The organism is Herbaspirillum seropedicae (assembly GCF_001040945.1).
Lineage (GTDB): Bacteria > Pseudomonadota > Gammaproteobacteria > Burkholderiales > Burkholderiaceae_D > Herbaspirillum > Herbaspirillum seropedicae.
The window spans coordinates 2,213,909-2,236,072 of the sequence record NZ_CP011930.1; the positions used below are offsets into that span (position 1 = coordinate 2,213,909).

The window sequence follows — 22,164 nt, forward strand, 5'->3', positions numbered from 1 at the left end:
TTGCCTGTCACATCATATCCAACGGGGAGTGGGGGAAATGGATAATTTCCAAAAAGAGATTGATGAAAGAACCAATCTCACGGCATCTAACAAATTCGAGCTGTTGCTGTTCCGGTTGGGGACCGATCCGCACGGCGAGCGCTCTGAATTGTTCGGCATCAATGTGTTCAAGATTCGCGAGATCGTGCCCATGCCGCCGGTGACCAAGGCGGCCGGAACGCAATCTCCCATGCTGGGCATGGTCAATATCCGCGGCCAGATCATCTCCGTCATCGATTTGCCCGCCGTGGTGGGCTGTGTGCCCAAGACCGGCCTGAACATCCTGCTGGTCACCGAATACGCCCGCAGCACCCAGGCTTTCGCCGTGGAATCGGTGGACGAGATCGTGCGCCTGGAGTGGAGCCAGGTGTTGTCGGCCGAGACCAGCAGCGGCGGCGCATTCGTCACCAGCATCGCCCGCCTGGACGCCGACAAGGACACCAGCCGCCTGGCCCAGGTACTGGACGTGGAGCAGATCCTGCACGAGATCATGCCCACCGACCGCGACCTGAAGATGGAAAGCCTGGAAAAGAGCGCCAGCCACGGCATCCGCCCGGGGACGGTGGCCATTGCCGCCGATGACTCCAAGGTGGCGCGCTCGCTCATCGAGCAGGGCCTGCGGGCCATGGAAATTCCCTACGAGATGCACGTCACCGGCAAGGAAGCCTGGGAAAAGATCCAGAAACTGGCCAGGGAAGCCCGTGCCGAGGGCCGGCCCATCTCCGACAAGATCTCCTTCGTCCTGACCGATCTGGAAATGCCTGAGATGGATGGCTTCACGCTGACCCGCAACATCAAGCGCGAGGATTATCTCAAGAGCATTCCCGTCATCATCCACTCCTCGCTGTCCGGTTCGGCCAACGAGGATCACGTCCGTAGCGTCGGCGGCGACGCCTATGTCGCCAAGTTCGAGGCCAATGAGCTGGCCGCGACCATCTACGGCGTGCTCGACAAGGCCGGCGTCAAGGCCTGAGCGCCGCCAGGCGTGGCGCCATCGCCAAGGGAGCCCTGCGGGGCTCCTTTTTTTGTTGGCGCGCTGCGTCGGCTCGCTTCGTCGGCTCGCCCGGCAGCCGACGATCTCGTATACTGTCGCTCCCTTGATCCTGCCCTTGTCGCCGCTACCGCCCCATGCAGATTCCCACCCTTGTTTCCCCGCAGGACGCCAACCTGTCGGCCCGTCTGGACCGCCTCATCGATGACAAGACCAAGCCGCTGGGCAGCCTGGGTGTGCTGGAGCGCCTGGCGCGCCAGATCGGCCTGATCCAGGCGACAGAACGGCCAGTCATCGCCCGCCCGGCCATCATCGTCTGCGCTGGCGACCATGGGGTGACCGACGAAGGGGTATCGGCCTATCCGCAAAGCGTGACCTGGCAGATGGTCGAGAATTTCCTTGCCGGGGGCGCGGCCATCAATGTCTTTGCCCGCCAGAACGGGATTGCCCTGCATATCGTCGATGCCGGGGTCAATCACGACTTCGGCGTGCGCCCCGGATTGGTCGATCGCAAGGTCGCGCCCGGCACCGCCAATTTCTGCCGTGGCCCGGCCATGAGCCAGGCGCAGTGCGCCGCCGCCATGGAGGCCGGCATGCGCTTCGTGGATACGCTGCAGGCCGATGTGCTGGGCTTCGGTGAAATGGGGATTGGTAACACCACCGCTGCGGCGGCCTTGATGGCCGCCTTGACCGGCATCGCCGTCCAGGACTGCGTGGGCGCCGGCACGGGCCTGGATGCCCAGGGTGTCTCCCGCAAGGCAGACGCCATCACGCGGGCCCTGCAGTTGCATGCCCAGGCGCAGACGCCGCTGGAGAGGCTGGCCGCGCTGGGCGGTTTCGAGATCGCCTTCATGTGCGGGGCGATGCTGCGCGGTGCGCAACGGCGCATGGTGCTGGTGATCGATGGTTTCATCGTCACCTCCGCCTTGCTGGTGGCGGCAGCCTTGCAGCCGGTGGTGCTGGAGTATTGCGTGTTCTCGCATTGTTCCGACGAGGCTGGCCACGGCCGCATGCTGGCCCACCTGGGCGCACGTGCGCTCATGCAATTGGACCTGCGCCTGGGCGAGGGCACCGGCGCGGCGCTGGCCTTGCCGCTGTTGCAGGCAGCGGTCAATTTCCTGGCCGACATGGCGACGTTCTCGTCGGCCAGCGTCAGTGGCAAGCATGACTGAGCCCACGTCAAGCCCATCCGCGCCGGGCAGGGGCCTGCTGTACCAACTGCGCCTGTTCTTTACCGCCCTGCAATTCTTCACGCGCTTGCCCATCCCGCGCTGGGTGGGTTTCCATCCGGACTGGCTGGCGCACTCCACGCGCTATTTCCCCCTGGTGGGCTGGATCGTCGCCTGGGCCACGGCCCTGGTGTACTTGCTGGCGGTGCAGTTCTGGCCGCAGCCTGTGGCGGTGTTGCTGGGTACGGCCGCCGGCATCTGGCTCACGGGCGCTTTCCATGAAGACGGATTTGCCGATCTCTGCGATGGACTGGGCGGCGCCGTCAGCCGGGAGCGCGCGCTGGAGATCATGCGGGACTCCCGCCTGGGCAGCTATGGCGTCATCGGCCTGGTCTTGCTGATGCTCACCCGTCTGGCTGCGCTCGCTGCGCTGCAGCCCTGGCAGATCCTGGCGGCGCTGGGCATTGCCCATCCGCTGTCGCGCTGGCTGGCCACCTGCCTGATCTGGCGCATGGACTACGTGCGCGAAGAGGGCAAGTCCAAGCTGCTGGCCCAGCGCATGAGCACGGGCGAATTCCTCGTCGCCACCGTGTGGGTGGTCGTGCCGGTCATTGGCACGGTCGCCTTGGGGCTGATGTCCTGGCAACACATCGCCATGGGCTGTGGGCTGGCGGCGCTGGCAGCGCTCTGGCTGGCGTACCGCTTGCAGCGGCGCCTGGGTGGCTATACCGGCGATGGTCTGGGCGCCGTGCAGCAGTTGAGCGAGACCGTCTTCTACCTCGGCGTGCTGGCAAGCCTGCCAGCCTTCTTGAGCGCGTGAGCGATGGCGCTGCTGTTGATCCGTCATCCCCGGCCGCGCATTGATCAGGGCCATTGCTACGGCAGTAGCGATGTGGAGGTCGCCGACGAGGTCTGGCAGGCCAGCCTCGCCGCGCTGCTGCCGTCATTGCTGCAGGTGCAGCAATGGCCGCAGAGGGCCGCGATCGTCACCAGCCCGCTGCGGCGTTGCGCGGTATTGGCGCAGGCGCTGGCGGATGCCCTGCGGCAGCCCCTGGTGGTCGAACCGGACTTGCGCGAGATGGATTTTGGCGCCTGGGAGCTGCGCGCCTGGGACGATATCGCCTGGAGCGAGGTAGAGGCCTGGAACCAGGATCTGCTGCACTACGCACCGGGCGGCGGCGAGACCTTGCCGGCGGTGGCGCGACGGATGTGGCGCGCCTGGGAGCGGCTACGGCGGCACGCCCAGGCCGAAGCGGACGGGGTGAGCGACCTCATCGTGGTCTGTCATGCCGGATCGATCCGCATGTTGCGCGCCTGCGCGGCCTGGCAGGCAGGGCAGCTTCAGGCTAGCGCACCAGATGCAGCGGCGCTGGAGGCCATCGCCCTGCTGGCGGTGCAGGAGCGTGGCGAGATTGCCTATGGCGAAGTCATGCGCCTGGCGCTGCCGCAGCAGTTGCCGCCGCATCCGTAAAAGCCATCACGGCGCGCCGCCGGCGCTGCGCGATTCCACCGCAAATTTGATCAGCTCGGCCTGGCCATCGATATTGAGCTTGCGCTTGATGTTGAGGCGATGGGTTTCCACCGTCCTTACGCTGAGGTCCAGTTCGCGGGCGATCTGCTTGTTGGACTCGCCATTGGCAATATGCATGAGCACCTCGCGCTCGCGCTGCGTGAGCAACTCGCGGGGCGGCAGTGGCTGGGTCAGCTGGCGCGCCAGCGCGGCGCTGTAGTAGATGCCGCCCGAGCGCACTGTTTCGATGGCGTGGACGATGTCCTGGCTGGGGGCGTCCTTGAGCACATAGCCGCGCGCGCCGGCCTGGATCGACTGCATCACGTATTCAGCCTTGTCATGCATGCTCAGGATCAGCACGGCAATCTCGGGATGGCGGGCATGGAACAGGGCGGTGAGCTCGATGCCATTGATGCCGCGCATGTTGATATCCATCAGGGTCAGGTCGATCTCTTGCGCGGCAGCCGCAGCCAGGGCTTCGTCGGCATGGCCGGCTTCGGCCACCACCTCCAGTCCCGGTACGGTTTCCAGCCGCGCCCGCAGGCCGTCGCGCACCAGCGGGTGGTCGTCGATGAGCATGATGCGGGTGGCGGCGGTGGCGCGGGCGGGGGCAGCGGTCATGGTGTCAGGCAGGGATCAGTGAGGGGAGGGAAGCGCGCGCGATGACGGCGCTGATGCTGGTGCCGGCTGGCGAGGAATCGATGCCCAACTCGCCACCGACGGCTTCGATCCGTTCGCGCATGTTGCGCAGGCCGATGCCATGGCGCGAGTGGTCATCCACCTGGCCCAGGTCGAAGCCGTGGCCATTGTCCTGCACCTGCAGCATGAGCAGGTTGTGGCCTTGGTAGAGGCGCACCTTGATCCGGCTGGCGCCGGCGTGACGGGCGATATTGGTCAGCGCCTCCTGGGCGATGCGGAACAGCACCGTATTGACCACGTCGGGCAGCGTCGCACCGTCGTCTGCCTGGGCCTGGTTTTCAAAGACGATCTCCACGCCCGCGCCGGCCGCATCGCGCCATTCGCCGCACAGGTGTTCCAGCGCGGCGGCCAGCCCCAGGTCATCCAGGATGGCCGGGCGCAGGTCGTGCGAGATGCGCCGCACTTCGGCCAGCACGCCATTGATCTGGGTGGCGGTCTTCTCGAAGCCGGCGCGCGCCGTGGCGGCCTGTTCGGGCGTGCCGTTCAGGCGCACCAGCGCGGCTTCGATCTGCAGCTTGATCGACACCAGCCACTGGCTGATGCCGTCATGCAGGTCACGCGAGAGCCTTGCCCGTTCTTCTTCCTGCGAGCGCACCACGCGCTGGGCCAGTTGGCGCAGCTTGGCGTCGGCCACTCGGTGCTCGCTCAGGTTCAGCAGCAATCCGGCCAGGCCCACGGCCAGGGCGCTGGCCAAGGCGATGGAAGCGATCAGCAGCAGGGTCTGGTGCAGGTAGCCGGAGTTCTGACGGTCGATCTGCGCCAGTGCGGCCTCCACATCATCGAGGTAGATCCCGGTGCCGATCACCCAGCCCCAGCGCGGCAGGCTGATGACGTAGCCGAGCTTGGGCGCGACGGTCTTGCTGGACGGTTTGCGCCACAGATAGCGCTCATAGCCGCCGCCTTGCCGGGCGCGCTCGATGAGATGCTGGATGGTGAAGCTGCCGGAGGCATCGCGCCAGTTCCACATTTCGCTGCCCACCAGCTCGGGCTGGCGCGGATGCATGATGCTGCGGCCAGTGTCGTCGTAGACGAAGAAATAGCCGTCGTCGCCGAACTCCAGGTCAGCCAGCAGGTGGCGCGCCTCTTCCTTGATGGCGTCGTCGGTGCGCCCGGTGTCGTAGAGATGGGCCAGGGCATGCTGGGCCAGGTCGACATAGTGGCGCAGCTCGGTGTTCTTGCTGGCCAGGTAGGCCGCCTCTACCGCAGCGCGCTGCTGGCTGGCCAGTTCCACGGCCTGGTAGCGCACCACCAGCGCGATGGCGGTAAAGGCCAGGCACAAGGGGACGATGGCGAGGAAGATGATTTTCTGGCGCAGCTTCATGCCGCGATTCTACCCAAAGCTTCGCATCGGGCCGCGAAAAACTACCTTGCCGCCGTGCTCTGCGTAGTTCTACGTAGAGGCTCTGCGTAGTGCTGCGCTTGTGGGGCTGGGGTTGGCTGCTGATACTGACGGGCGTCGCGCCAGCCTGCATCAGCGTCCGCGCTGTCGAGGCTGGCGACGCCCATTACAAGAATATTTCCATCACCCTACAAGAACCCCGCAAGGAGGAGAACAATGAACCGGATAGTTTCCCGGCTGGGCTGGCTCGCGCTGGCCCTGGCAGGCGCTGGCGCCTGCGCCTACGTCGCGTTGCAGCGCGGCGAATCGATCAATGCCGTCTGGCTGGTGGTGGCCGCCGTGTGCGTCTACCTGATCGCCTACCGCTTCTACAGCAAATTCATCGCCGACCGCGTGCTGGGCCTGGACGGCGGCCGCATGACGCCGGCCTACAAGTTCAACGATGGCCTGGACTACGTGCCCACCAACAAGTACGTGCTGTTCGGCCACCACTTCGCCGCCATCGCGGGCGCAGGTCCCCTGGTGGGGCCGGTGCTGGCCGCGCAGATGGGCTATCTGCCGGGCATGCTGTGGATCCTGGCCGGGGTCGTCTTTGCCGGCGCGGTGCAGGACTTCATGGTGCTATTCATCTCCACCCGCCGCGATGGCCGTTCGCTGGGCGACCTGATCAAGTCCGAACTGGGCCAGGTGCCCGGCGTGATCGCACTCTTTGGCGCCTTCATGATCATGGTCATCATTCTGGCGGTGCTGGCGCTGATCGTGGTCAAGGCACTGGCGGAATCGCCGTGGGGCAGTTTCACCGTAGCCGCCACCATTCCGATTGCGCTCTTCATGGGCGTCTACTCGCGCTACATCCGCCCGGGCCGCATCGGTGAAGTGTCCTGGATCGGCTTCGTGCTGCTGATGCTGGCCATCGTCGGCGGCCAGTATGTGCAGGAGCATCCGGCCCTGGGCCAGATGTTTACCTTCGACGGCAAGCAGTTGACCTGGATGCTGATCGGCTACGGCTTCGTCGCCTCGGTACTGCCGGTGTGGCTGCTGCTGGCCCCGCGTGACTACCTGTCGACCTTCCTGAAGATCGGCACCATCCTGGCGCTGGCGCTGGGCATCGTCTTCATCGCTCCGCATCTGAAGATGCACGCGGTGACCCGCTTCATCGATGGCAGCGGTCCGGTGTGGTCGGGTTCGCTGTTCCCCTTCCTGTTCATCACCATTGCCTGTGGTGCGGTCTCGGGCTTCCATGCGCTGATTTCCTCGGGCACCACGCCCAAGCTGCTGGAAAATGAAAAGCACGCCCGCTTCATCGGCTATGGCGCCATGCTGATGGAATCCTTCGTGGCCATCATGGCGCTGATCGCCGCCTCCTGCATCGAGCCGGGCATCTACTTCGCCATGAACAGTCCGGCCGCCCTGATCGGCACCACGCCGGAAAACGTGGCCCAGGTGATTTCGCAGTGGGGCTTCCATATCACCCCCGAGATGCTGACCCACACCGCCCAGGCCGTGGGGGAACACACCATCATCTCGCGCGCCGGCGGTGCGCCCACGCTGGCCGTGGGCATGGCCCAGATCCTCTCCGGCGTGACCGGCGAGGCCATGATGGCCTTCTGGTATCACTTCGCCATCCTGTTCGAAGCGCTCTTCATCCTCACCGCCGTGGATGCCGGCACCCGCGCTGGCCGTTTCATGCTGCAAGACTTGCTGGGCGCTTTCATCCCGCCGATGAAGCGTACCGATTCGTGGGTCGCCAGCCTGATCGCCACCGGCCTGTGTGTGGCCGGCTGGGGCTACTTCCTGTACCAGGGCGTGGTCGATCCGCTGGGTGGCATCAATACCCTGTGGCCGCTGTTCGGCATCTCCAACCAGATGCTGGCCGGTATCGCCCTGATCCTGGCCACTTGCGTGCTGTTCAAGATGAAGCGCGACCGCTTTGCCTGGGTCACCGTGCTGCCCACCGCATGGCTGCTGGCCTGCACCCTGACGGCGGGCTGGCAGAAGGTGTTCGACGCCAATCCGCGCGTGGGCTTCCTGGCCCATGCGAGCAAATACCAGGCGGCGCTGGATGAGGGCAAGCTGCTGGCCCCGGCCAAGTCCATCGAGCAGATGCGCCAGGTGATCTTCAATGACTACGTCGATGCCGGCCTGGCGGCCATGTTCATGCTGGTGGTGATCAGCGTACTGGTATTTGGCATCCGTACGGTGCTCAAGGCGCGCTCGGCGCACCAGCCCAGCGTCAAGGAAGCTCCTTACGAAACCCTGCCGGCCAGCGCGCTGGCGCAACAATAATGACGTCCGGGAGTCAGCAATGAGCAAACCTGGCGCTCTGGCGCAACTGCTGGCCTGGCGGCGCCAGGTCGGCCGCACGCTGAACCTGATGGTCGGCATGCCGGAATACGACAACTACGTAGCCCACATGCAAAAGTCGCATCCCGACCAGCGCGTGATGAGTTATGAAGAATTCTTCCGGGAACGGCAGGAGGCGCGCTATGGCGGCAAAGGCCGGGTAGGGCGCTGTTGCTAACGCGTGAGGTGGATCGAGGAGACCGGCAAGGTCTCCTTTTTTCATGGCGGGCGACTTTCCGAAGCGGGTTACCCTTTGGAAAAAAACATGCACCTTTGTGCAAAACTGTAGCAATTTATTGGAAACCCTTGCCACTCAAGCTTGTCAGAATTCTGGCTATTGCTTATCAACAGGCTTGTTCACAGGTTTTGTGGATAACTTCTTTGGGCGCCCGGCCTGGGGAAGGTGGGGCAATGGGCTGATCAGCCGCAATCTTGCGTATAATGCAGCCTTTCTTGCTGACAAGATGCTGACAACTTTTTTCCCTGAATAGGACTCGATGCGCCGACTGCTGCTCTTGCTGTTGACCTTGCTGATCCCGCTGCAATTGCTGGCGGCGACGGCGGAGCCACAGCTGCGCCAGGGCGGGCAGGGTAGTCAGGCGCAGTTGTGCGAGGCCGCAGCCACACTGGGGCAGTGGCATGCACATGCCCTGGCGGGCGTATATCAGACGGACGTGGCCGGCGAGGATACGTCCGACGAGGACGATGACTTTCCGTCCTTGCAAGCCGAGCTGGAAGATCCCACGCTGCCGGCCAGCATTGCCACCCCGGGTGTGCACTGGTATCCGTTTCCTCACGTCTTCTCCACGGTCCTGACCTGGTCGTCCTATCTGCGCGACCAGTTGCGGCCCCCTCCGCTGGCCTGATATCCCGGCCTCCGGCCTGGTTCGGCCGCCCTGCTTTGCGTGCAGGACAGGGTCCGGCCAGCCATCCGGACTGGCTGCCTCCGCTTGTGTCCCTTCGTTCCGACCCGGCCGTGGCCACCGTGCGCGGCCCTCATTGTCATTCAGGAAAAATCATGAAACGCGTCATCCTCTTCCTTGTCACCAACCTGGCCGTCATGCTGGTCTTGAGCGTCACCGCCAGCCTGCTCGGCGTGAACCGCTACCTCACCGCCAACGGCCTCAACTTCGGCATGCTGCTGGTGTTCTGCGGCCTGATGGGTTTTGGCGGTTCCTTCATTTCGCTGTTCATGTCCAAGACCATCGCCAAGTGGTCCACCGGCGCTCGCGTGATCGAGCAACCGCAGAATTCCACCGAACTATGGCTCTTGCAGACCGTGCAGAACCTGGCCGCGCGGGCGCAACTGCCGATGCCGGAAGTGGCCGTCTATGACGGTCCGCCGAATGCCTTTGCCACCGGCGCCAGCAAGAGCAATTCGCTGGTGGCGGTGTCCACCGGCCTGTTGCAGGGCATGACCAAGGACGAGGTCGAGGCCGTGCTAGCCCACGAAGTAGCCCACATCGCCAATGGCGACATGGTCACGCTGACGCTGATCCAGGGCGTGGTCAATACCTTCGTGATGTTCTTTGCGCGCATCGTCGGTTACTTCGTCGACTCCTTCCTGCGTCGCAACAATGAAGAGAACTCCGGTCCCGGCATCGGCTACATGGTCACGGTATTCGTCTGTGAAATCATCTTCGGCATCCTGGCCAGCATCATCGTCATGTATTTCTCGCGCCAGCGTGAATACCGGGCCGATGCTGGTGCAGCCTCGTTGATGGGATCCAACGCGCCGATGATCAATGCCTTGCGTCGCCTGGGCGGCATGCAGTCCGACGGCTTGCCGCAGAACCTGCAGGCCGCCGGTATTTCCGGGCGCGAATCCTGGATGGGCCTGTTCTCCAGCCATCCCTCGCTGGAGTCGCGCATTGCCGCATTGCAGTCGCGCCGCTGATTGGCTTGCTGAGCTTGCTGCTGCGCCCCGCCAAGCGCAGCGCTTCCCTGGCCGGGGTAGTGGCCGTGCTAGTCGTTGTACGGTTGCTGCGCCCGGCCTTCCAGTCATTCCGACAATTCATCCACCCAGAAAGGAAACCTGACTGATGCCCCATCACACTCCCCTGATCGCCACCATTGTCGCAGGCCTGGTGCTGGCCTTCATTTTCGGCACCCTGGCCCATCGTCTCAAGATGCCGCCCTTGGTCGGCTACCTGGTCGCCGGCATTGCCATCGGCCCCTTTACACCCGGTTTCGTGGGCGACGCTGACCTGGCGCAGGAACTGGCCGAGATCGGGGTGATCCTGCTGATGTTTGGCGTGGGTCTGCATTTTTCACTCAAGGATCTGCTGTCGGTCAAGAACATCGCCATTCCCGGTGCGGTAGCGCAGATCACCATCGCCACCTTGCTGGGCATGGCCTTGGGCTGGCTGCTGGGCTGGCCGGTGGGAGAGGGTTTCCTGTTCGGTCTGGCGCTGTCGGTGGCCAGTACCGTGGTGTTGCTGAAGGCCTTGCAGGAACGCCGCCTGGTGGAAACCCAGCGCGGCCGGATCGCCGTGGGCTGGCTCATCGTCGAGGACATCGCCATGGTGCTGGCGCTGGTGCTCATCCCCGCGCTCTCGGGCATTCTCGGCGGCAAGGGCGAGGCCTTGAGCGGCAACGCCGTGCTGCTGACCCTGGGCATTACCCTGGGCAAGGTGGTGGCCTTTGCAGCCGTGATGCTCATCGTCGGTCGCCGGGTCATTCCCTGGATACTGGAACGCATCGCCGATACCGGTTCGCGTGAACTGTTCCGCCTGGCAGTGCTGGCCATCGCGCTGGGCTTTGCGCTGGGTTCGGCTTATGTGTTCGGGGTGTCCTTCGCACTGGGCGCGTTCTTTGCCGGCATGATCCTGTCCGAATCCGAACTGAGCCATCGCGCCGCCGAAGAGTCGCTGCCCTTGCGCGACGCGTTCTCGGTGCTGTTCTTTGTCTCGGTGGGGATGCTGTTCGACCCCTCCATCGTCGCGCGCGAACCGCTGCTGGTGCTGGCCACCGTCCTCATCATCGTGGTGGGCAAGTCGCTGGGGGCGCTCTTGATCGTGCGGGCCTTCGGTTATCCCAACGGTACCGCGCTGACCATTTCGGCCAGCCTGGCGCAGATCGGCGAATTCTCCTTCATCCTGGCCACGCTGGGCCTGTCGCTGGACCTGCTCTCGCCGATGGCGCGCGACCTCATCCTGGGCGGCGCCATTCTCTCCATCTTGCTCAATCCGCTGCTGTTCTCGCTGCTGGACCGTTATGAAGCGCGCCAGCCCAAGGCGCCGCAAGGCGGGGACGAACCGCAGAAGGTGGAGTTGCAGGATCATGTGGTGCTGGTCGGCTTTGGCCGGGTGGGGCGCGGCATTGGCGAGCAGTTGCGCGCCCAGGGCAAGCCTTTCGTAGTGATCGAGGCCCAGCTGGAAAACCTGGAGGCCTTGCGCGCCGCAGGCGTGCCGGCGTTGTATGGCAATGCGGCCCAGAGCGAGTTGCTGCAGGCGGCCGCCATCGACCGCGCCCGCTGGCTGCTGGTGGCGATTCCGGAAGTGTTCGAGGCTGGACAGGTGATCGAGAATGCGCTGGAGCTCAATCCCGGCCTGCAGGTGGTGGCGCGGGCGCATTCCGATGCCGAGATCGAGCACCTGGAAAAACACGGCGCCCAGCGCGTCATCATGGGCGAGCGGGAGATCGCGCGGGGCATGCTGGAACTGGTCGGGCAGGGCGCCTGAGCTTCAGCAATTCGCTCCGCCATCTGCAGCAATTTTCCTGACGTGATACAGTCGCGGCTGCTGTGGCAAGCAGGTTTGCGCCTGCTGCGCAGCAATACGTTCTCGGGGCGGGGTGAAACTCCCCACCGGCGGTAATCAGGCGGCGTCGCCCGACGTCTTCTGTAGCCCGCGAGCGCCCGGTCTGCCTTTCAGGTGAGCCGGGGTCAGCAGACCTGGTGTGATTCCGGGGCCGACGGTCATAGTCCGGATGAAAGAGAACGGGATGATCGGTCAACGCCGCTGCCCTGCAGTGTGCGGGCGGCCGCGCATTCCAACGCCCTGTTTATTCATCGAACAGGAGTCCTGAACCCATGTCGCAATCGCATCTCTCTGCCGTCTCTTCCCATCACGGTCAACGTATCGCCTTCATCCAGGCTTGCTGGCACAAGGATATCGTCGACCAGTGCCGCATCGCCTTCACCGAGGAAATGGCCAAGCTGGGCTGGCCTGCCGCCAGCATCGATTTCTTCGAGCTGCCCGGCGCCTTCGAAATCCCCCTGCATGCCAAGGTGCTGGCCAAGACTGGCCGCTATGCTGGCATCGTCGCCAGCGGGCTGGTGGTCGATGGCGGTATCTATCGCCACGACTTCGTCGCGCAGTCGGTCATCTCCGCACTCATGCAAGTGCAGCTGGACACTGAAGTGCCGGTGTTTTCGGCGGTGCTCACGCCGCATCACTTCCATTCCCACAGCGAGCATCACGACTACTTCCACCAGCACTTCCTGGTCAAGGGTCGTGAAGCCGCCCAGGCCTGCGCCACCACCGTGGCCAAGCTGGCGCAAGTGCGCGCGGGCGCGCAAGCCAGCCTGAATGCGGCCTGAATTGGGCCTGAATGCGGCTGATGTAGCAGCGGGGCTTCCGGACTGAAGCATTGTGATTCAACATTTACTTAACATTTGTGAATCATTTGCTTACAAACCTTACCGGTTTGGTCTGGAAGCGCTGTCGGGGCGGGGCTATAGTCTGGTCACGTATTCAGAACAGCGAGGAGCTAACGTGAAAAAGTCGATTTCTGTGATTGCCGGCATGGCCATCGTTGCCGCCGTGGCCGGCCTGTCTGCCGCCCCGGCGATGGCGGGGCATGTCTCGATCGGCGTGAACATCGGCGTGCCGGGTGCATACGTGGCTCCGCAGCCTGTCTATGTGCAGCCGGCCCCCGTGTACGCGCCGCCGCCGCCGGTCTATGTGCGTCCGGCGCCGGTCTACTACGTCAATCCGGCCCCGGTGTACGTGGAACGTGATTACTACTATTACCGTGGTCATCACCGCCACTGGCACCGTCCGCCGCCGCCTCCGGGATATTGGGGACGTTGAGCTGGCGTCCCCGGCCTGGCTCCTGCAAGCGCAAGAGCCATCAGCAATGAAAATGGCGGCCTAGGCCGCCATTTTCATTGGTCAATCAGCTCAGTCCTGAGCGCTTGTCGGCTACTTCTTGCCCGGCGCCGTGTCGTCGTCGACATCGACCAGCAGATAGCGCTCGGCCGCGCCGAAGAAGCGGTCGTAGAAGTCCGACGAGCGTATCGTTTCACTGGAGACGCGCACCATCGAGTCGTCGCTGGCGGCAAAGGGCATCGAGACCGAACCCAGCACGCTCACGCCCAGGCTGGCTGAACTGTTGCTCTTCTTGATGCCGTAGCCATCCTGCGTGGCGCTGACGAACATGGTCGAGCTCTTGCCGTTGCCATTGGAAGCGCACACCACATGGAAGGCGATTTCCATATGCTTGTCGCTGGCCGGCTGGAAGCTCTTGTTGCCGTCCATGGTGTTGTCGGTGGCCTTGGTGATGATGTAGCCCTGACCCAGCAGCGCACGGCGGGCAGCTTCGCAGACGGCCTTTTCACTGCCGGGGAAGCTGCGCGAGAAGGCGCTGGTGTCGCTGAACTCTTCCTGGTGATAGAAAGCCGCCTTGGTGCCACAGGCGGCCAGGGTCAGCGAAAGGGTGGCGGCGAAGCAGAGCGAAACAGGAAGGCGCGGGTGCAACATGCGGCGGATCTCCAACGGCAGACAGACGAGTGGCGGGAATTGTAAAGGATTCGGGCTAGGCCGGGTTTGGGCAGATGGTAAAGATCGGTAACAGTTCATCCTGGCCCGCTTATCACGAGGCGGGAACAAGGCGGGTCAAAGCTGATCGGTCAGATTCCTGAACATAAAATCACTTGTGAAATTGCCCGACTGAAAGTAATGTTGAGAGCCTGCAGCAGAAGGGTTTTCCATCGGGACTAACGTGAACCTGCATCGCACATGCACCGATTCGAATACAGCCTCGTCAACGACAGCAATGGACAAACATCAGAAAGCGGAATTGGACCGTATCCGGCGTGAGCTGGTTGACGCGCACAATAAAGCTGCGTGGCAGATGGCCGCCACGATCATCAAGGCTTCGCTGGTAAAGAATGGCATGGATCAGCCGCCGACTGCGGCTGAGCTGGCCGAACTCAACGCCACCATCACCAACCTGCGCAGCGTGGCCGAAGACGCGCTGGAGTTGCTCAAGCGCTGAGGGCGCCGAGCTTGCGGGATTTTTTCGGAAAGGCAGGCAGCCGATGCGCTTGCCTGTGGTGGTGGGGGTAGTCGGAATCGAACCGACAAGGCCTTTCAGCCGAGGGATTTTAAGTCCCTTGTGTTTACCAATTTCACCATACCCCCAGCGCGGTCTGGGCGGGGCGACCGATGTCGGCTCCGCTATCTCTGCTGTTTCGGCGAGTCTGGACATCCTGCTTGCGCCATAGTGTGTACCGTGGACGTCTGCCGACGATGGCCGCCGGAAAAGGCGTGCATTATAGCAGCGACTTTCCTGCCTTCATCTGTTTTTTCATCGGTTTTTGCATATGAAAACCCGAGCCCCGCCGTGGAGCTGCGCGGCGTCAGTCCGGATGGACTGCAGTCGCCATTTCGCGCAGACAAGCGCGCCCAAGATAGTAAAATGTCGGCTCTTGCCACCAGAAAGAAGCGACCATGACTGAAGCCGTAGTCAAGACAGTGCAGTGCATCTCGCCCGCCGGGTTGCACACCATGGCCTACAAGGAGTGGGGCGACGCGCGCAATCCCAATGTGCTGGTCTGCGTCCATGGCGTCACCCGCGTCTCCGATGATTTCGATCGCATGGCGCGCGAGCTGTGCGATACCTATCGCGTGATCTGTCCCGATGTCGTGGGACGCGGGCGCTCGGGGCGACTGGCCAATCCGCAGTTCTATACGGTGCCGCAGTACGTCAGTGACATGGTTACCCTGCTGGCGCGCCTGGATGCGCAGATCGTCGACTGGTTTGGCACTTCCATGGGCGGGCTGATCGGCATGGCGCTGGCTTCGCTGCCCGGCAATCCCATCCGTCGCCTGGTCTTGAACGATATCGGCCCGTCCATCAATGGTGCGGCCCTGGCGCGCATCGGCGACTATATCGGCCAGGACGTCCGCTTCGACAGTTTCGAGGAGGCCGCCCAGTACATCCGCACCATCTCGGCCAGCTTCGGCCAGCACAGCGATGAGGAATGGCACAAGCTGGCCAAGGACGTGCTGCGCCAGAACGAGCAGGGTCAGTGGGTGCGTCATTACGATCTTGCCCTGGCGCTGCCGTTCAAGCAGACCACGCCTGAGGCCGCCAGCGCCGCCGAGCAGATGCTGTGGGCCGCCTATGACGCCATCCGCTGTCCCACGCTGCTGGTGCGTGGCGCCCAGTCCGACCTGCTGCTGCCGGAGGTGGCCCAGGAAATGACCCGCCGCGGCCCCAAGGCCAAGCTGGTGGAACTGCCTGACGTGGGACATGCGCCGACCTTCATGCATGCACCGCAGATCGAGGTCGCCCGCCAGTTCCTGCTAGGCTGAGTGCAGCTTGCTGCACGCCGTTCTTGAATTTGAATTTGAATCTGATCTGAATCAGCCGGCTCCCCTCGAGCCGGGCATCACGTAAAAGGAATCACCATGTCCGTACAACGCCTGCACGTCGGCAACCGTCTCTCCGAAGTCGCCATCCACAACGGCACCGTCTACCTGGCCGGCCAGATCGCCGAAGACACCACCCAGAACATCGAAGGCCAGACCCGCGAAGTGCTGGGTCATATCGACCGCCTGCTGGCCGAGGCCGGCAGCGACAAGAGCAAGATCCTGTCGTGCCAGATCTTCCTGTCCGACGTGAAGGATTTCGCTGGCATGAACGCCGTCTGGGACGAATGGGTAGCGCCCGGCAATGCGCCTCCGCGCGCCACCGTCGAAGCCAAGCTGGCCCGTCCCGAACTGCTGGTGGAAATCATCATCGTCGCTGCACAGAAGTAATCATCTATGGTTTCGGTAGCAAGTACACAGGGCGAAGGCCTGGCGGCGCTCACCGCTGGTCTCGGCCCTGAGGATGCCGCACGGGTTGCGCAGGCCTTGGCCGAGCTCGAGCCGCTCTATGCCGACAGGCAGATCCTGTCCGGGCAGAACGCTTTGCAGTTCTCCATCTCGGTGGCCACGGTGCTGACCGCGCTCAATGTCGACGCCGCCACCCGTATCGCCGCGCTGGCCTTCGAGGCGCAGATGCTGCATCCCGAACTGGAAGAGAAGCTGGAAGAACGTTTCGGCAAGGAGATTGCCGATCTGGTGGGCAATGTGCGCCAGCTGATGCGCTTCCACAGCTTCAGCTTCCAGCCGCAGCAGGAGGTCTTGCGCGGCAAGAACGCTGCCCAGCAGGCCGCCGCGCAGATCGAAACGCTGCGCAAGATGTTGCTGGCCATGGCCACCGACATGCGGGCGGTGCTGGTGCGCCTGGCCTCGCGTGTGGCGACGCTGCGCTACTTTGCCGAAACCAAGCAGGAAGACGAGGCCAGCGCCAACTATGCGCGCCAGACCTTCGAGCTGTATGCGCCGCTGGCCAACCGGCTGGGGATCTGGCAGCTGAAGTGGGAGCTGGAGGATCTGTCCTTCCGCTTCCTGGAGCCGGTGACCTACAAGCGCATCGCCAAGATGCTGGAAGAAAAGCGGCTGGAGCGCGAAGCCTTCGTCGCCAACGCCATTGCGCGCCTGCGCGCCGAGATGGCGGCGCAGGATATCCGTGCCGAGGTCAGTGGCCGGCCCAAGCATATCTACAGCATCTGGAACAAGATGCGCGGCAAGCACATCGACTTCTCGGAACTCTATGATGTGCGCGCCTTCCGCGTGATCGTCGATGACGTCAAGACCTGCTATGCGGTGCTGGGCATCGTGCACGATATCTGGACGCCGATTCCCGAAGAGTTCGATGACTACATCTCGCGGCCCAAGCAGAACGGCTACCAGTCGCTGCACACAGTGGTGACGGCCGAGGATGGCCGGGCGCTGGAAGTGCAGATCCGCACCCACGAGATGCATCATTTCGCCGAGTATGGGGTGGCGGCGCACTGGCGCTACAAGGAGAGTGGTGGTTCCAATTTCTCCGCCCAGAAGTACGACGAGAAGATCGCCTGGCTGCGCCAGCTGCTGGCCTGGAAGAATGAGGTCACCGACGCCGTGGTGGACCAGGAAGAGGTGCGTCGCGACTGGGTCGAGAAGCTGAAGTCGGCCACCCTGGACGAGCGCATCTATGTGCTCACGCCGCAGGCGCGGGTGATCGAATTGCCCAGCGGCGCCACGCCCATCGATTTCGCCTATCACCTGCACAGCGATGTCGGCCACCGCTGCCGCGGGGCGCGTGTGGATGGGGTGATGGTGCCATTGAACACGGCGCTCAAGAATGGCCAGACGGTGGAGATCATCACCGTCAAGAGCGGCCCGGGCGTGGGGCCCTCGCGTGACTGGCTCAGTCCAGACTATGCGGTCAGCTCGCGCACGCGTTCCAAGATCCGCGCCTGGTTCAACGCCATCGAGCAGCAGGAAACCCTCTCGGTGGGCCGCGGCCTGCTGGAAAAGACCTTGCAGCGCGAGGGCAAGACGGCGGTCAACCTGGAAGAGCTGGCGCAGAAGCTGGGCTTTGCCAAGGTCGACGATCTGTGCCTGTCCCTGGCCAAGGAAGAATTCAGCCTGCGTCATGTCGAGCAGGCCTTGCACGAGGGGCAGGAAAAGAAGCCCGAGATCGACGACGAGACCCTGATCACCCGCAAGAGCCGTGCGTCCAGCATCGTGCAGGGAGCCAAGTCGGGGGTGCTGGTGGTGGGTACCGATGGTCTGTTGACACAACTGGCGCGTTGCTGCAAGCCGGCGCCGCCGGACGCCATCGCCGGGTTTGTCACGCGCGGCAAGGGCGTGTCCATTCATCGCGTGAGTTGCAAGAACTTCGCCGAGATGAGTTCGCACGCGCCCGAGCGGGTGATCCAGACGACCTGGGGGGCGCCGGCGCGCGAGACGGTCTATCCGGTGGATATCTTCGTGCTGGCCAGCGATCGCCAGGGCTTGCTGCGGGATATCTCCGATATCTTCCTGCGCGACAAGATCAATGTGATCGGCGTGAGTACGCAGAGCGTCAAGGGCCATGCACGCATGGCCTTTACCGCCGAGATCGGCTCTACCGAGCAGTTGCAGAAGGCCTTGACGGTGATCCGCGAGGTCAAGGGCGTGATCGAGGCCAAGCGGCAATAAGGGCGGGGCAGGGCGGTCGAGAAGGGAAGCTGAAATTTTTTGATGATTTTGCTATTTACCCCTTGGCAAAAGTCCAAAAGCTTCCTATACTCTCGCTTCTTCGTTAGGCGCGTAGCTCAGCTGGTTAGAGCACTACCTTGACATGGTAGGGGTCGTTGGTTCGAGTCCAATCGTGCCTACCAATTCTTCCTGGTGTGGATGGGTTGGGGCGAAGAAAGCTCAAAGGAGGCGCTCCGGCTGCTTCCTTTTTGATTTTTGATACACCGTTTCGCTAGGCGCGTAGCTCAGCTGGTTAGAGCACTACCTTGACATGGTAGGGGTCGTTGGTTCGAGTCCAATCGTGCCTACCAATTCTTCTGTAGATGCAGAGGGGTTGGCAGCGAAGTGATACTGCGACGTGATACTCAAAAGGAAGCGCACTGGCGGCTTCCTTTTTTGTTTTGTGCCTCTCTTTTTCTCTCCCCGCACTTTCCTGCTGTGCGTGACCTGCCGTGATCTGTCATGGGCCGGGTTGTCCTCGATCAATGCTTGCGCAATGACAGCCGGGTAAAACCTCGTTTTTGCGCTGGTCCGGCCTGATGTTTCACGGAAGCATCGAAAAATGAATTAAACTTGCTAACGAATTTTTTGCGAGTTTTGTCCTCGAACTCCTCTCTCACCGAAGAAACCAAATTAGCTATGGCGGCAGATGATCAGTATTTCCTGGTAGTTGATGACTTTTCGACCATGCGTCGTATCGTCAGCGGACTGCTGAAGGAACTCGAATACACCAAGATAGTGGAGGCCGATGATGGCTCTTCCGCGCTGAAGATCCTGGAGGCGGGAGCCCTGCCGGTGACGTTCGTGCTGACCGACTGGAATATGCCCGTCATGGATGGCCTGACCCTGCTCAAGAAGATTCGCGCCACTCCCTCGATGGCGCATCTCCCGGTGCTGATGATCACGGCCGAAGCCAAGAAGGAAAATATCGTCGAGGCGGCCCAGTCCGGTGCGGACGGCTATATCGTCAAGCCCTTCAACGCCGCCACGCTCAAGGACAAGATCGAGAAGATCCTGGCGCGTCGCGCCCATCTGGCCAAGGCCTGAGATTCCGATGGTCTGCGCGAGCGGCTGAGCTGTCTTGCGCGGAAAAAGAAACGGCATCTGCGGATGCCGTTTTTTGATGGTGCGGGAGCAGGGCGCTGTCAGCCCAGGCCGAAATAACGGACGACGTCGCCGCGCGTCCATGATTTGATTTCCAGGCCATCCAGCAGCACCCGGTACTCCTCGTGCCGCTCGCCGTTGTCCAGCTCGACCGTACGGCTTTGCAGCGTGTATTCACGGTTGTTGATGACGGTCCGTTGGGAATGTTGCTCGATGCAGTTCTTGGCGTCCGGCATGATGCTGTTCTCCTTGAATTGATCCAAATGCTAGCACGCAAAAGTGACAGGGCGTGGAGCGGTGCGTGTAAAGACGGATATTTGTGTCGGCAAATGATGAGAATCGCTGAGGAACGTTGTGCAGCGGTCGCCCTGGGCCGGGTCGGGCGTCCTGGCTTGTTGTGATGTCATGGTCGTGGCGCGGCGGCAGTGCTGGTGAATACTTGTGTCAATGCATGGGGCGAAATTTGCTATAATCGCCGTCCAGGCTGTGCGACCGCCGTTGGGCGGCCCCAATCAGGCAATCCCTACACCGAATCTGTAAGAGCGAGAAAGGCAAACCGGTTATGACACCGCGAACTACCACCGAGGTTTTCACGCGACGCTAGTCGGGTTCTTTTTCGTCCTTTGAAAAAGCGCGGCTGGTCCGCGTTTTTTTTCGTCCGTCTTTTCGACATTACCCTCAACAGGCAAGGCAGCACGGCTGCCGACATGGAGTACAAAATGGTTTCAGTTCGTCTTCCCGATGGTTCGCAACGGCAGTTCGACAACCCGGTCACGGTGGCGCAGGTCGCCGCCAACATCGGCACCGGCCTGGCCAAGGCGGCCCTGGCTGGCCGCGTCGATGGCAAGCTGGTCGATACTTCCTACCTGATCGACAAGGATGCGGAACTGTCCATCATCACCGACAAGGATGCGGATGGTCTGGAAGTGATCCGTCACTCCACCGCCCACTTGCTGGCCTATGCGGTCAAGGAGCTGTTCCCCGAGGCGCAGGTCACCATCGGTCCGGTCATCGACAATGGCTTCTACTACGACTTCTCGTACAAGCGCCCGTTCACTCCGGAAGACCTGCAAGCCATCGAAAAGAAGATGGCCGAGCTGGCCAAGAAGGATGAGCCGGTCACCCGCAAGGTGTTGCCGCGCGACGAGGCCGTGGCTTACTTCAAGTCCATCGGCGAAGACTACAAGGCCGAGATCATCGCCTCCATTCCCCAGAACGAGGATGTGTCGCTCTACACCGAAGGCAGCTTCACCGACCTCTGCCGCGGCCCGCACGTGCCCTCTACCGGCAAGCTGAAGGTCTTCAAGCTGATGAAGCTGGCCGGCGCCTACTGGCGTGGCGACTCCAACAACGAGATGCTGCAGCGTGTCTATGGCACCGCCTGGGCCAAGAAGGAAGACCAGGAAGCCTACCTGCACATGCTGGAAGAGGCCGAAAAGCGCGACCACCGCAAGCTGGGCCGTGCGCTGGACCTGTTCCACTTCCAGGACGAGGCGCCGGGCCTGATCTTCTGGCATCCCAAGGGCTGGACCATCTGGCAGCAGGTCGAGCAATACATGCGCCGCGTCTACCAGGACAATGGCTATCAGGAAGTCAAGGCGCCGCAGATCCTGGATCGTTCCCTGTGGGAAAAGACCGGTCACTGGGAAAACTATCGTGAAAACATGTTCACGACCGAATCCGAAAATCGCGCCTACGCCCTGAAGCCCATGAACTGCCCGGGCCACATCCAGATCTTCAATTCCGGCCTGCACAGCTACCGTGACCTGCCGCTGCGCTACGGCGAGTTCGGCCAGTGCCACCGCAACGAGCCTTCCGGCGCGCTGCACGGCATGATGCGAGTGCGCGGCTTTACCCAGGACGATGGCCATATCTTCTGTACCGAAGACCAGATCCAGGAAGAGGTTGCCGCCTTCAACCGCGTGGTGCGCGAAGTCTACGACTGCTTCGGTTTCAAGGAAGTGGCGGTCAAGCTGGCCCTGCGCCCGGAAAAGCGCATCGGCGCCGAGGAAGTCTGGGACAAGGCCGAGAACGCCCTGCGTGAAGCCATCCGTGCTTCCGGCTCCGAGTGGGAAGAGCTGCCGGGCGAGGGTGCTTTCTACGGCCCCAAGATCGAATACCACCTGAAGGATTCCATCGGCCGTTCCTGGCAGTGCGGCACCATGCAGGTCGACTTCTCGATGCCGGCCCGCCTGGGGGCGGAATATGTCACGGAAGACAACAACCGCAAGGTGCCGGTGATGTTGCACCGGGCCATCGTGGGCTCGCTGGAGCGCTTCATCGCCATCCTGATCGAAAACCATGCCGGAGCGATGCCCTTGTGGCTGGCGCCAACACAAGTTGTCATCCTGAATATTTCCGATGCGCAGGCCGATTATGTGCAGAACGTTGCACAAACGCTGAAAAAACAAGGGTTTAGGGTCGAGACCGATTTGCGCAACGAGAAGATTACCTATAAAATACGGCAGCATTCCATTCAGAAGCCGCCCTATATCCTGGTTGTCGGCGATAAAGAACGGGATGCCAACACTGTGGCCGTGCGTGCGCGGGGCAATGTCGATCTGGGCGTCATGTCCATCGACACCTTGGTGGAGCGCCTCAAGGATGAGGTCGCCGCCAAAGCCTGAGACGGGGAAGCCTAGGGCTTCCTCCCAGCGCAAGAGCACGGCTTAATTTATTGGATT

General features: G+C 62.6%; 21 protein-coding genes, 3 tRNA genes and 1 riboswitch. Of the genes, 19 read left to right on the plus strand and 5 right to left on the minus strand.

From position 1 onward, the window contains the following. The first annotated feature begins 37 nt into the window (after positions 1-37). The 4 genes from ACP92_RS09730 (at position 38) to ACP92_RS09745 (ending at position 3,670) form a co-directional block, all read left to right on the plus strand. The gene (locus ACP92_RS09730) at positions 38-1,012 is read left to right on the plus strand and encodes a chemotaxis protein (RefSeq protein ID WP_013233950.1); all 975 of its coding nucleotides are present in this window, start codon (positions 38-40) and stop codon (positions 1,010-1,012) included. A gap of 155 nt (positions 1,013-1,167) precedes the next feature. Next, positions 1,168-2,202, plus strand: a complete 1,035-nt coding sequence (cobT, locus tag ACP92_RS09735; protein ID WP_013233951.1) for a nicotinate-nucleotide--dimethylbenzimidazole phosphoribosyltransferase — start codon at positions 1,168-1,170, stop codon at positions 2,200-2,202. Then, positions 2,195-3,019, plus strand: a complete 825-nt coding sequence (locus ACP92_RS09740) for an adenosylcobinamide-GDP ribazoletransferase (protein WP_013233952.1) — start codon at positions 2,195-2,197, stop codon at positions 3,017-3,019. The genes cobT and ACP92_RS09740 overlap by 8 nt, the downstream gene beginning before the upstream one ends. 3 nt (positions 3,020-3,022) lie before the next feature. Beyond that, positions 3,023-3,670 (plus strand): histidine phosphatase family protein, encoded by a 648-nt coding sequence (locus tag ACP92_RS09745; protein WP_013233953.1) that lies wholly within the window; start codon positions 3,023-3,025, stop codon positions 3,668-3,670. A gap of 6 nt (positions 3,671-3,676) precedes the next feature. Here the strand turns inward: ACP92_RS09745 and ACP92_RS09750 are convergent, their stop codons facing one another. Both ACP92_RS09750 and ACP92_RS09755 read right to left on the minus strand, forming a co-directional pair. Further along, entirely contained in the window at positions 3,677-4,330 is a 654-nt protein-coding gene (locus ACP92_RS09750; RefSeq protein WP_048348529.1) for a response regulator, read from the minus strand. Positions 4,331-4,334: 4 nt separating this feature from the next. Further along, a complete protein-coding gene (locus ACP92_RS09755) occupies positions 4,335-5,729 on the minus strand; it encodes a cache domain-containing protein (RefSeq protein WP_013233955.1) in 1,395 nt (464 codons plus the stop codon). Positions 5,730-5,963: 234 nt separating this feature from the next. Here ACP92_RS09755 and ACP92_RS09760 point away from each other — a divergent pair, with 234 nt between their 5' ends. From ACP92_RS09760 to ACP92_RS09790, 7 genes are all read left to right on the plus strand, one after another. Then, complete coding sequence (locus tag ACP92_RS09760; protein ID WP_013233956.1) at positions 5,964-8,033, plus strand: carbon starvation CstA family protein; 2,070 nt, start codon at positions 5,964-5,966, stop codon at positions 8,031-8,033. 19 nt (positions 8,034-8,052) lie between these two features. Continuing rightward, complete coding sequence (locus ACP92_RS09765) at positions 8,053-8,268, plus strand: YbdD/YjiX family protein (RefSeq protein ID WP_013233957.1); 216 nt, start codon at positions 8,053-8,055, stop codon at positions 8,266-8,268. Positions 8,269-8,587: 319 nt separating this feature from the next. Continuing rightward, positions 8,588-8,956 (plus strand): hypothetical protein, encoded by a 369-nt coding sequence (locus ACP92_RS09770; protein WP_041310543.1) that lies wholly within the window; start codon positions 8,588-8,590, stop codon positions 8,954-8,956. Positions 8,957-9,108: 152 nt separating this feature from the next. After that, positions 9,109-9,987 carry a protease HtpX gene (gene htpX / locus ACP92_RS09775; protein ID WP_013233958.1) on the plus strand — a complete coding sequence of 293 codons (879 nt, stop codon included), beginning with the start codon at positions 9,109-9,111 and terminating at the stop codon, positions 9,985-9,987. A 145-nt stretch (positions 9,988-10,132) separates the two neighbouring features. Next, entirely contained in the window at positions 10,133-11,773 is a 1,641-nt protein-coding gene (gene ybaL / locus ACP92_RS09780; protein WP_013233959.1) for a YbaL family putative K(+) efflux transporter, read from the plus strand. A 94-nt stretch (positions 11,774-11,867) separates the two neighbouring features. Further along, positions 11,868-12,036, plus strand: a riboswitch (FMN riboswitch). A gap of 87 nt (positions 12,037-12,123) precedes the next feature. Beyond that, positions 12,124-12,633: a 6,7-dimethyl-8-ribityllumazine synthase gene (locus ACP92_RS09785; protein ID WP_013233960.1), complete on the plus strand. Its 510-nt coding sequence runs from the start codon at positions 12,124-12,126 to the stop codon at positions 12,631-12,633. A 175-nt stretch (positions 12,634-12,808) separates the two neighbouring features. Next, a complete protein-coding gene (locus ACP92_RS09790; protein ID WP_041310545.1) occupies positions 12,809-13,126 on the plus strand; it encodes a hypothetical protein in 318 nt (105 codons plus the stop codon). Between the two features lie 111 nt (positions 13,127-13,237). Here ACP92_RS09790 and ACP92_RS09795 read toward each other — a convergent pair whose 3' ends face one another. After that, a complete protein-coding gene (locus tag ACP92_RS09795; RefSeq protein ID WP_013233962.1) occupies positions 13,238-13,795 on the minus strand; it encodes a DUF2242 domain-containing protein in 558 nt (185 codons plus the stop codon). A gap of 373 nt (positions 13,796-14,168) precedes the next feature. Between ACP92_RS09795 and ACP92_RS25060 the strand changes: the two genes are divergently transcribed. Continuing rightward, a complete protein-coding gene (locus ACP92_RS25060) occupies positions 14,169-14,312 on the plus strand; it encodes a hypothetical protein (protein WP_232284921.1) in 144 nt (47 codons plus the stop codon). A 59-nt stretch (positions 14,313-14,371) separates the two neighbouring features. Here the strand turns inward: ACP92_RS25060 and ACP92_RS09805 are convergent. Continuing rightward, a tRNA-Leu gene (locus tag ACP92_RS09805) sits at positions 14,372-14,458 on the minus strand. 309 nt (positions 14,459-14,767) lie between these two features. On the opposite strand from ACP92_RS09805, the gene ACP92_RS09810 reads away from it, so the two are divergent. From ACP92_RS09810 to ACP92_RS09835, 6 genes are all read left to right on the plus strand, one after another. Further along, a complete protein-coding gene (locus tag ACP92_RS09810; protein WP_013233963.1) occupies positions 14,768-15,634 on the plus strand; it encodes an alpha/beta fold hydrolase in 867 nt (288 codons plus the stop codon). Positions 15,635-15,730: 96 nt separating this feature from the next. Beyond that, positions 15,731-16,081 carry a RidA family protein gene (locus tag ACP92_RS09815; protein WP_013233964.1) on the plus strand — a complete coding sequence of 117 codons (351 nt, stop codon included), beginning with the start codon at positions 15,731-15,733 and terminating at the stop codon, positions 16,079-16,081. Between the two features lie 6 nt (positions 16,082-16,087). Beyond that, a complete protein-coding gene (locus ACP92_RS09820) occupies positions 16,088-18,337 on the plus strand; it encodes a RelA/SpoT family protein (RefSeq protein WP_013233965.1) in 2,250 nt (749 codons plus the stop codon). Positions 18,338-18,442: 105 nt separating this feature from the next. Further along, positions 18,443-18,519, plus strand: a tRNA-Val gene (locus ACP92_RS09825). Positions 18,520-18,610: 91 nt separating this feature from the next. Beyond that, positions 18,611-18,687: transfer RNA gene (locus ACP92_RS09830), tRNA-Val, on the plus strand. A gap of 328 nt (positions 18,688-19,015) precedes the next feature. Next, entirely contained in the window at positions 19,016-19,423 is a 408-nt protein-coding gene (locus ACP92_RS09835; protein ID WP_013233966.1) for a response regulator, read from the plus strand. A 98-nt stretch (positions 19,424-19,521) separates the two neighbouring features. Here ACP92_RS09835 and ACP92_RS09840 read toward each other — a convergent pair whose 3' ends face one another. Then, positions 19,522-19,716 (minus strand): hypothetical protein, encoded by a 195-nt coding sequence (locus ACP92_RS09840; RefSeq protein ID WP_041311729.1) that lies wholly within the window; start codon positions 19,714-19,716, stop codon positions 19,522-19,524. 483 nt (positions 19,717-20,199) lie between these two features. Here ACP92_RS09840 and thrS point away from each other — a divergent pair, with 483 nt between their 5' ends. Further along, positions 20,200-22,107 (plus strand): threonine--tRNA ligase, encoded by a 1,908-nt coding sequence (thrS, locus tag ACP92_RS09845; RefSeq protein WP_013233967.1) that lies wholly within the window; start codon positions 20,200-20,202, stop codon positions 22,105-22,107. Positions 22,108-22,164 lie beyond the last annotated feature (57 nt).

Excerpts from the sequence above, each read along its gene's own strand:
- ACP92_RS09745 (WP_013233953.1), top strand. The coding sequence starts at position 3,023 with ATGGCGCTGCTGTTGATCCGTCATCCCCGGCCGCGCATTGATCAGGGC.
- ACP92_RS09770 (WP_041310543.1), top strand. The coding sequence starts at position 8,588 with ATGCGCCGACTGCTGCTCTTGCTGTTGACCTTGCTGATCCCGCTGCAA.
- ACP92_RS09740 (WP_013233952.1), top strand. The coding sequence starts at position 2,195 with ATGACTGAGCCCACGTCAAGCCCATCCGCGCCGGGCAGGGGCCTGCTG.
- ACP92_RS09835 (WP_013233966.1), top strand. The coding sequence starts at position 19,016 with ATGGCGGCAGATGATCAGTATTTCCTGGTAGTTGATGACTTTTCGACC.
- ACP92_RS09750 (WP_048348529.1), bottom strand. The coding sequence starts at position 4,330 with ATGACCGCTGCCCCCGCCCGCGCCACCGCCGCCACCCGCATCATGCTC.
- ybaL (WP_013233959.1), top strand. The coding sequence starts at position 10,133 with ATGCCCCATCACACTCCCCTGATCGCCACCATTGTCGCAGGCCTGGTG.
- ACP92_RS09730 (WP_013233950.1), top strand. The coding sequence starts at position 38 with ATGGATAATTTCCAAAAAGAGATTGATGAAAGAACCAATCTCACGGCA.
- ACP92_RS09795 (WP_013233962.1), bottom strand. The coding sequence starts at position 13,795 with ATGTTGCACCCGCGCCTTCCTGTTTCGCTCTGCTTCGCCGCCACCCTT.
- ACP92_RS25060 (WP_232284921.1), top strand. The coding sequence starts at position 14,169 with ATGGCCGCCACGATCATCAAGGCTTCGCTGGTAAAGAATGGCATGGAT.
- thrS (WP_013233967.1), top strand. The coding sequence starts at position 20,200 with ATGGTTTCAGTTCGTCTTCCCGATGGTTCGCAACGGCAGTTCGACAAC.
- cobT (WP_013233951.1), top strand. The coding sequence starts at position 1,168 with ATGCAGATTCCCACCCTTGTTTCCCCGCAGGACGCCAACCTGTCGGCC.
- htpX (WP_013233958.1), top strand. The coding sequence starts at position 9,109 with ATGAAACGCGTCATCCTCTTCCTTGTCACCAACCTGGCCGTCATGCTG.
- ACP92_RS09765 (WP_013233957.1), top strand. The coding sequence starts at position 8,053 with ATGAGCAAACCTGGCGCTCTGGCGCAACTGCTGGCCTGGCGGCGCCAG.
- ACP92_RS09755 (WP_013233955.1), bottom strand. The coding sequence starts at position 5,729 with ATGAAGCTGCGCCAGAAAATCATCTTCCTCGCCATCGTCCCCTTGTGC.
- ACP92_RS09785 (WP_013233960.1), top strand. The coding sequence starts at position 12,124 with ATGTCGCAATCGCATCTCTCTGCCGTCTCTTCCCATCACGGTCAACGT.
- ACP92_RS09820 (WP_013233965.1), top strand. The coding sequence starts at position 16,088 with ATGGTTTCGGTAGCAAGTACACAGGGCGAAGGCCTGGCGGCGCTCACC.
- ACP92_RS09760 (WP_013233956.1), top strand. The coding sequence starts at position 5,964 with ATGAACCGGATAGTTTCCCGGCTGGGCTGGCTCGCGCTGGCCCTGGCA.
- ACP92_RS09815 (WP_013233964.1), top strand. The coding sequence starts at position 15,731 with ATGTCCGTACAACGCCTGCACGTCGGCAACCGTCTCTCCGAAGTCGCC.
- ACP92_RS09840 (WP_041311729.1), bottom strand. The coding sequence starts at position 19,716 with ATGCCGGACGCCAAGAACTGCATCGAGCAACATTCCCAACGGACCGTC.
- ACP92_RS09810 (WP_013233963.1), top strand. The coding sequence starts at position 14,768 with ATGACTGAAGCCGTAGTCAAGACAGTGCAGTGCATCTCGCCCGCCGGG.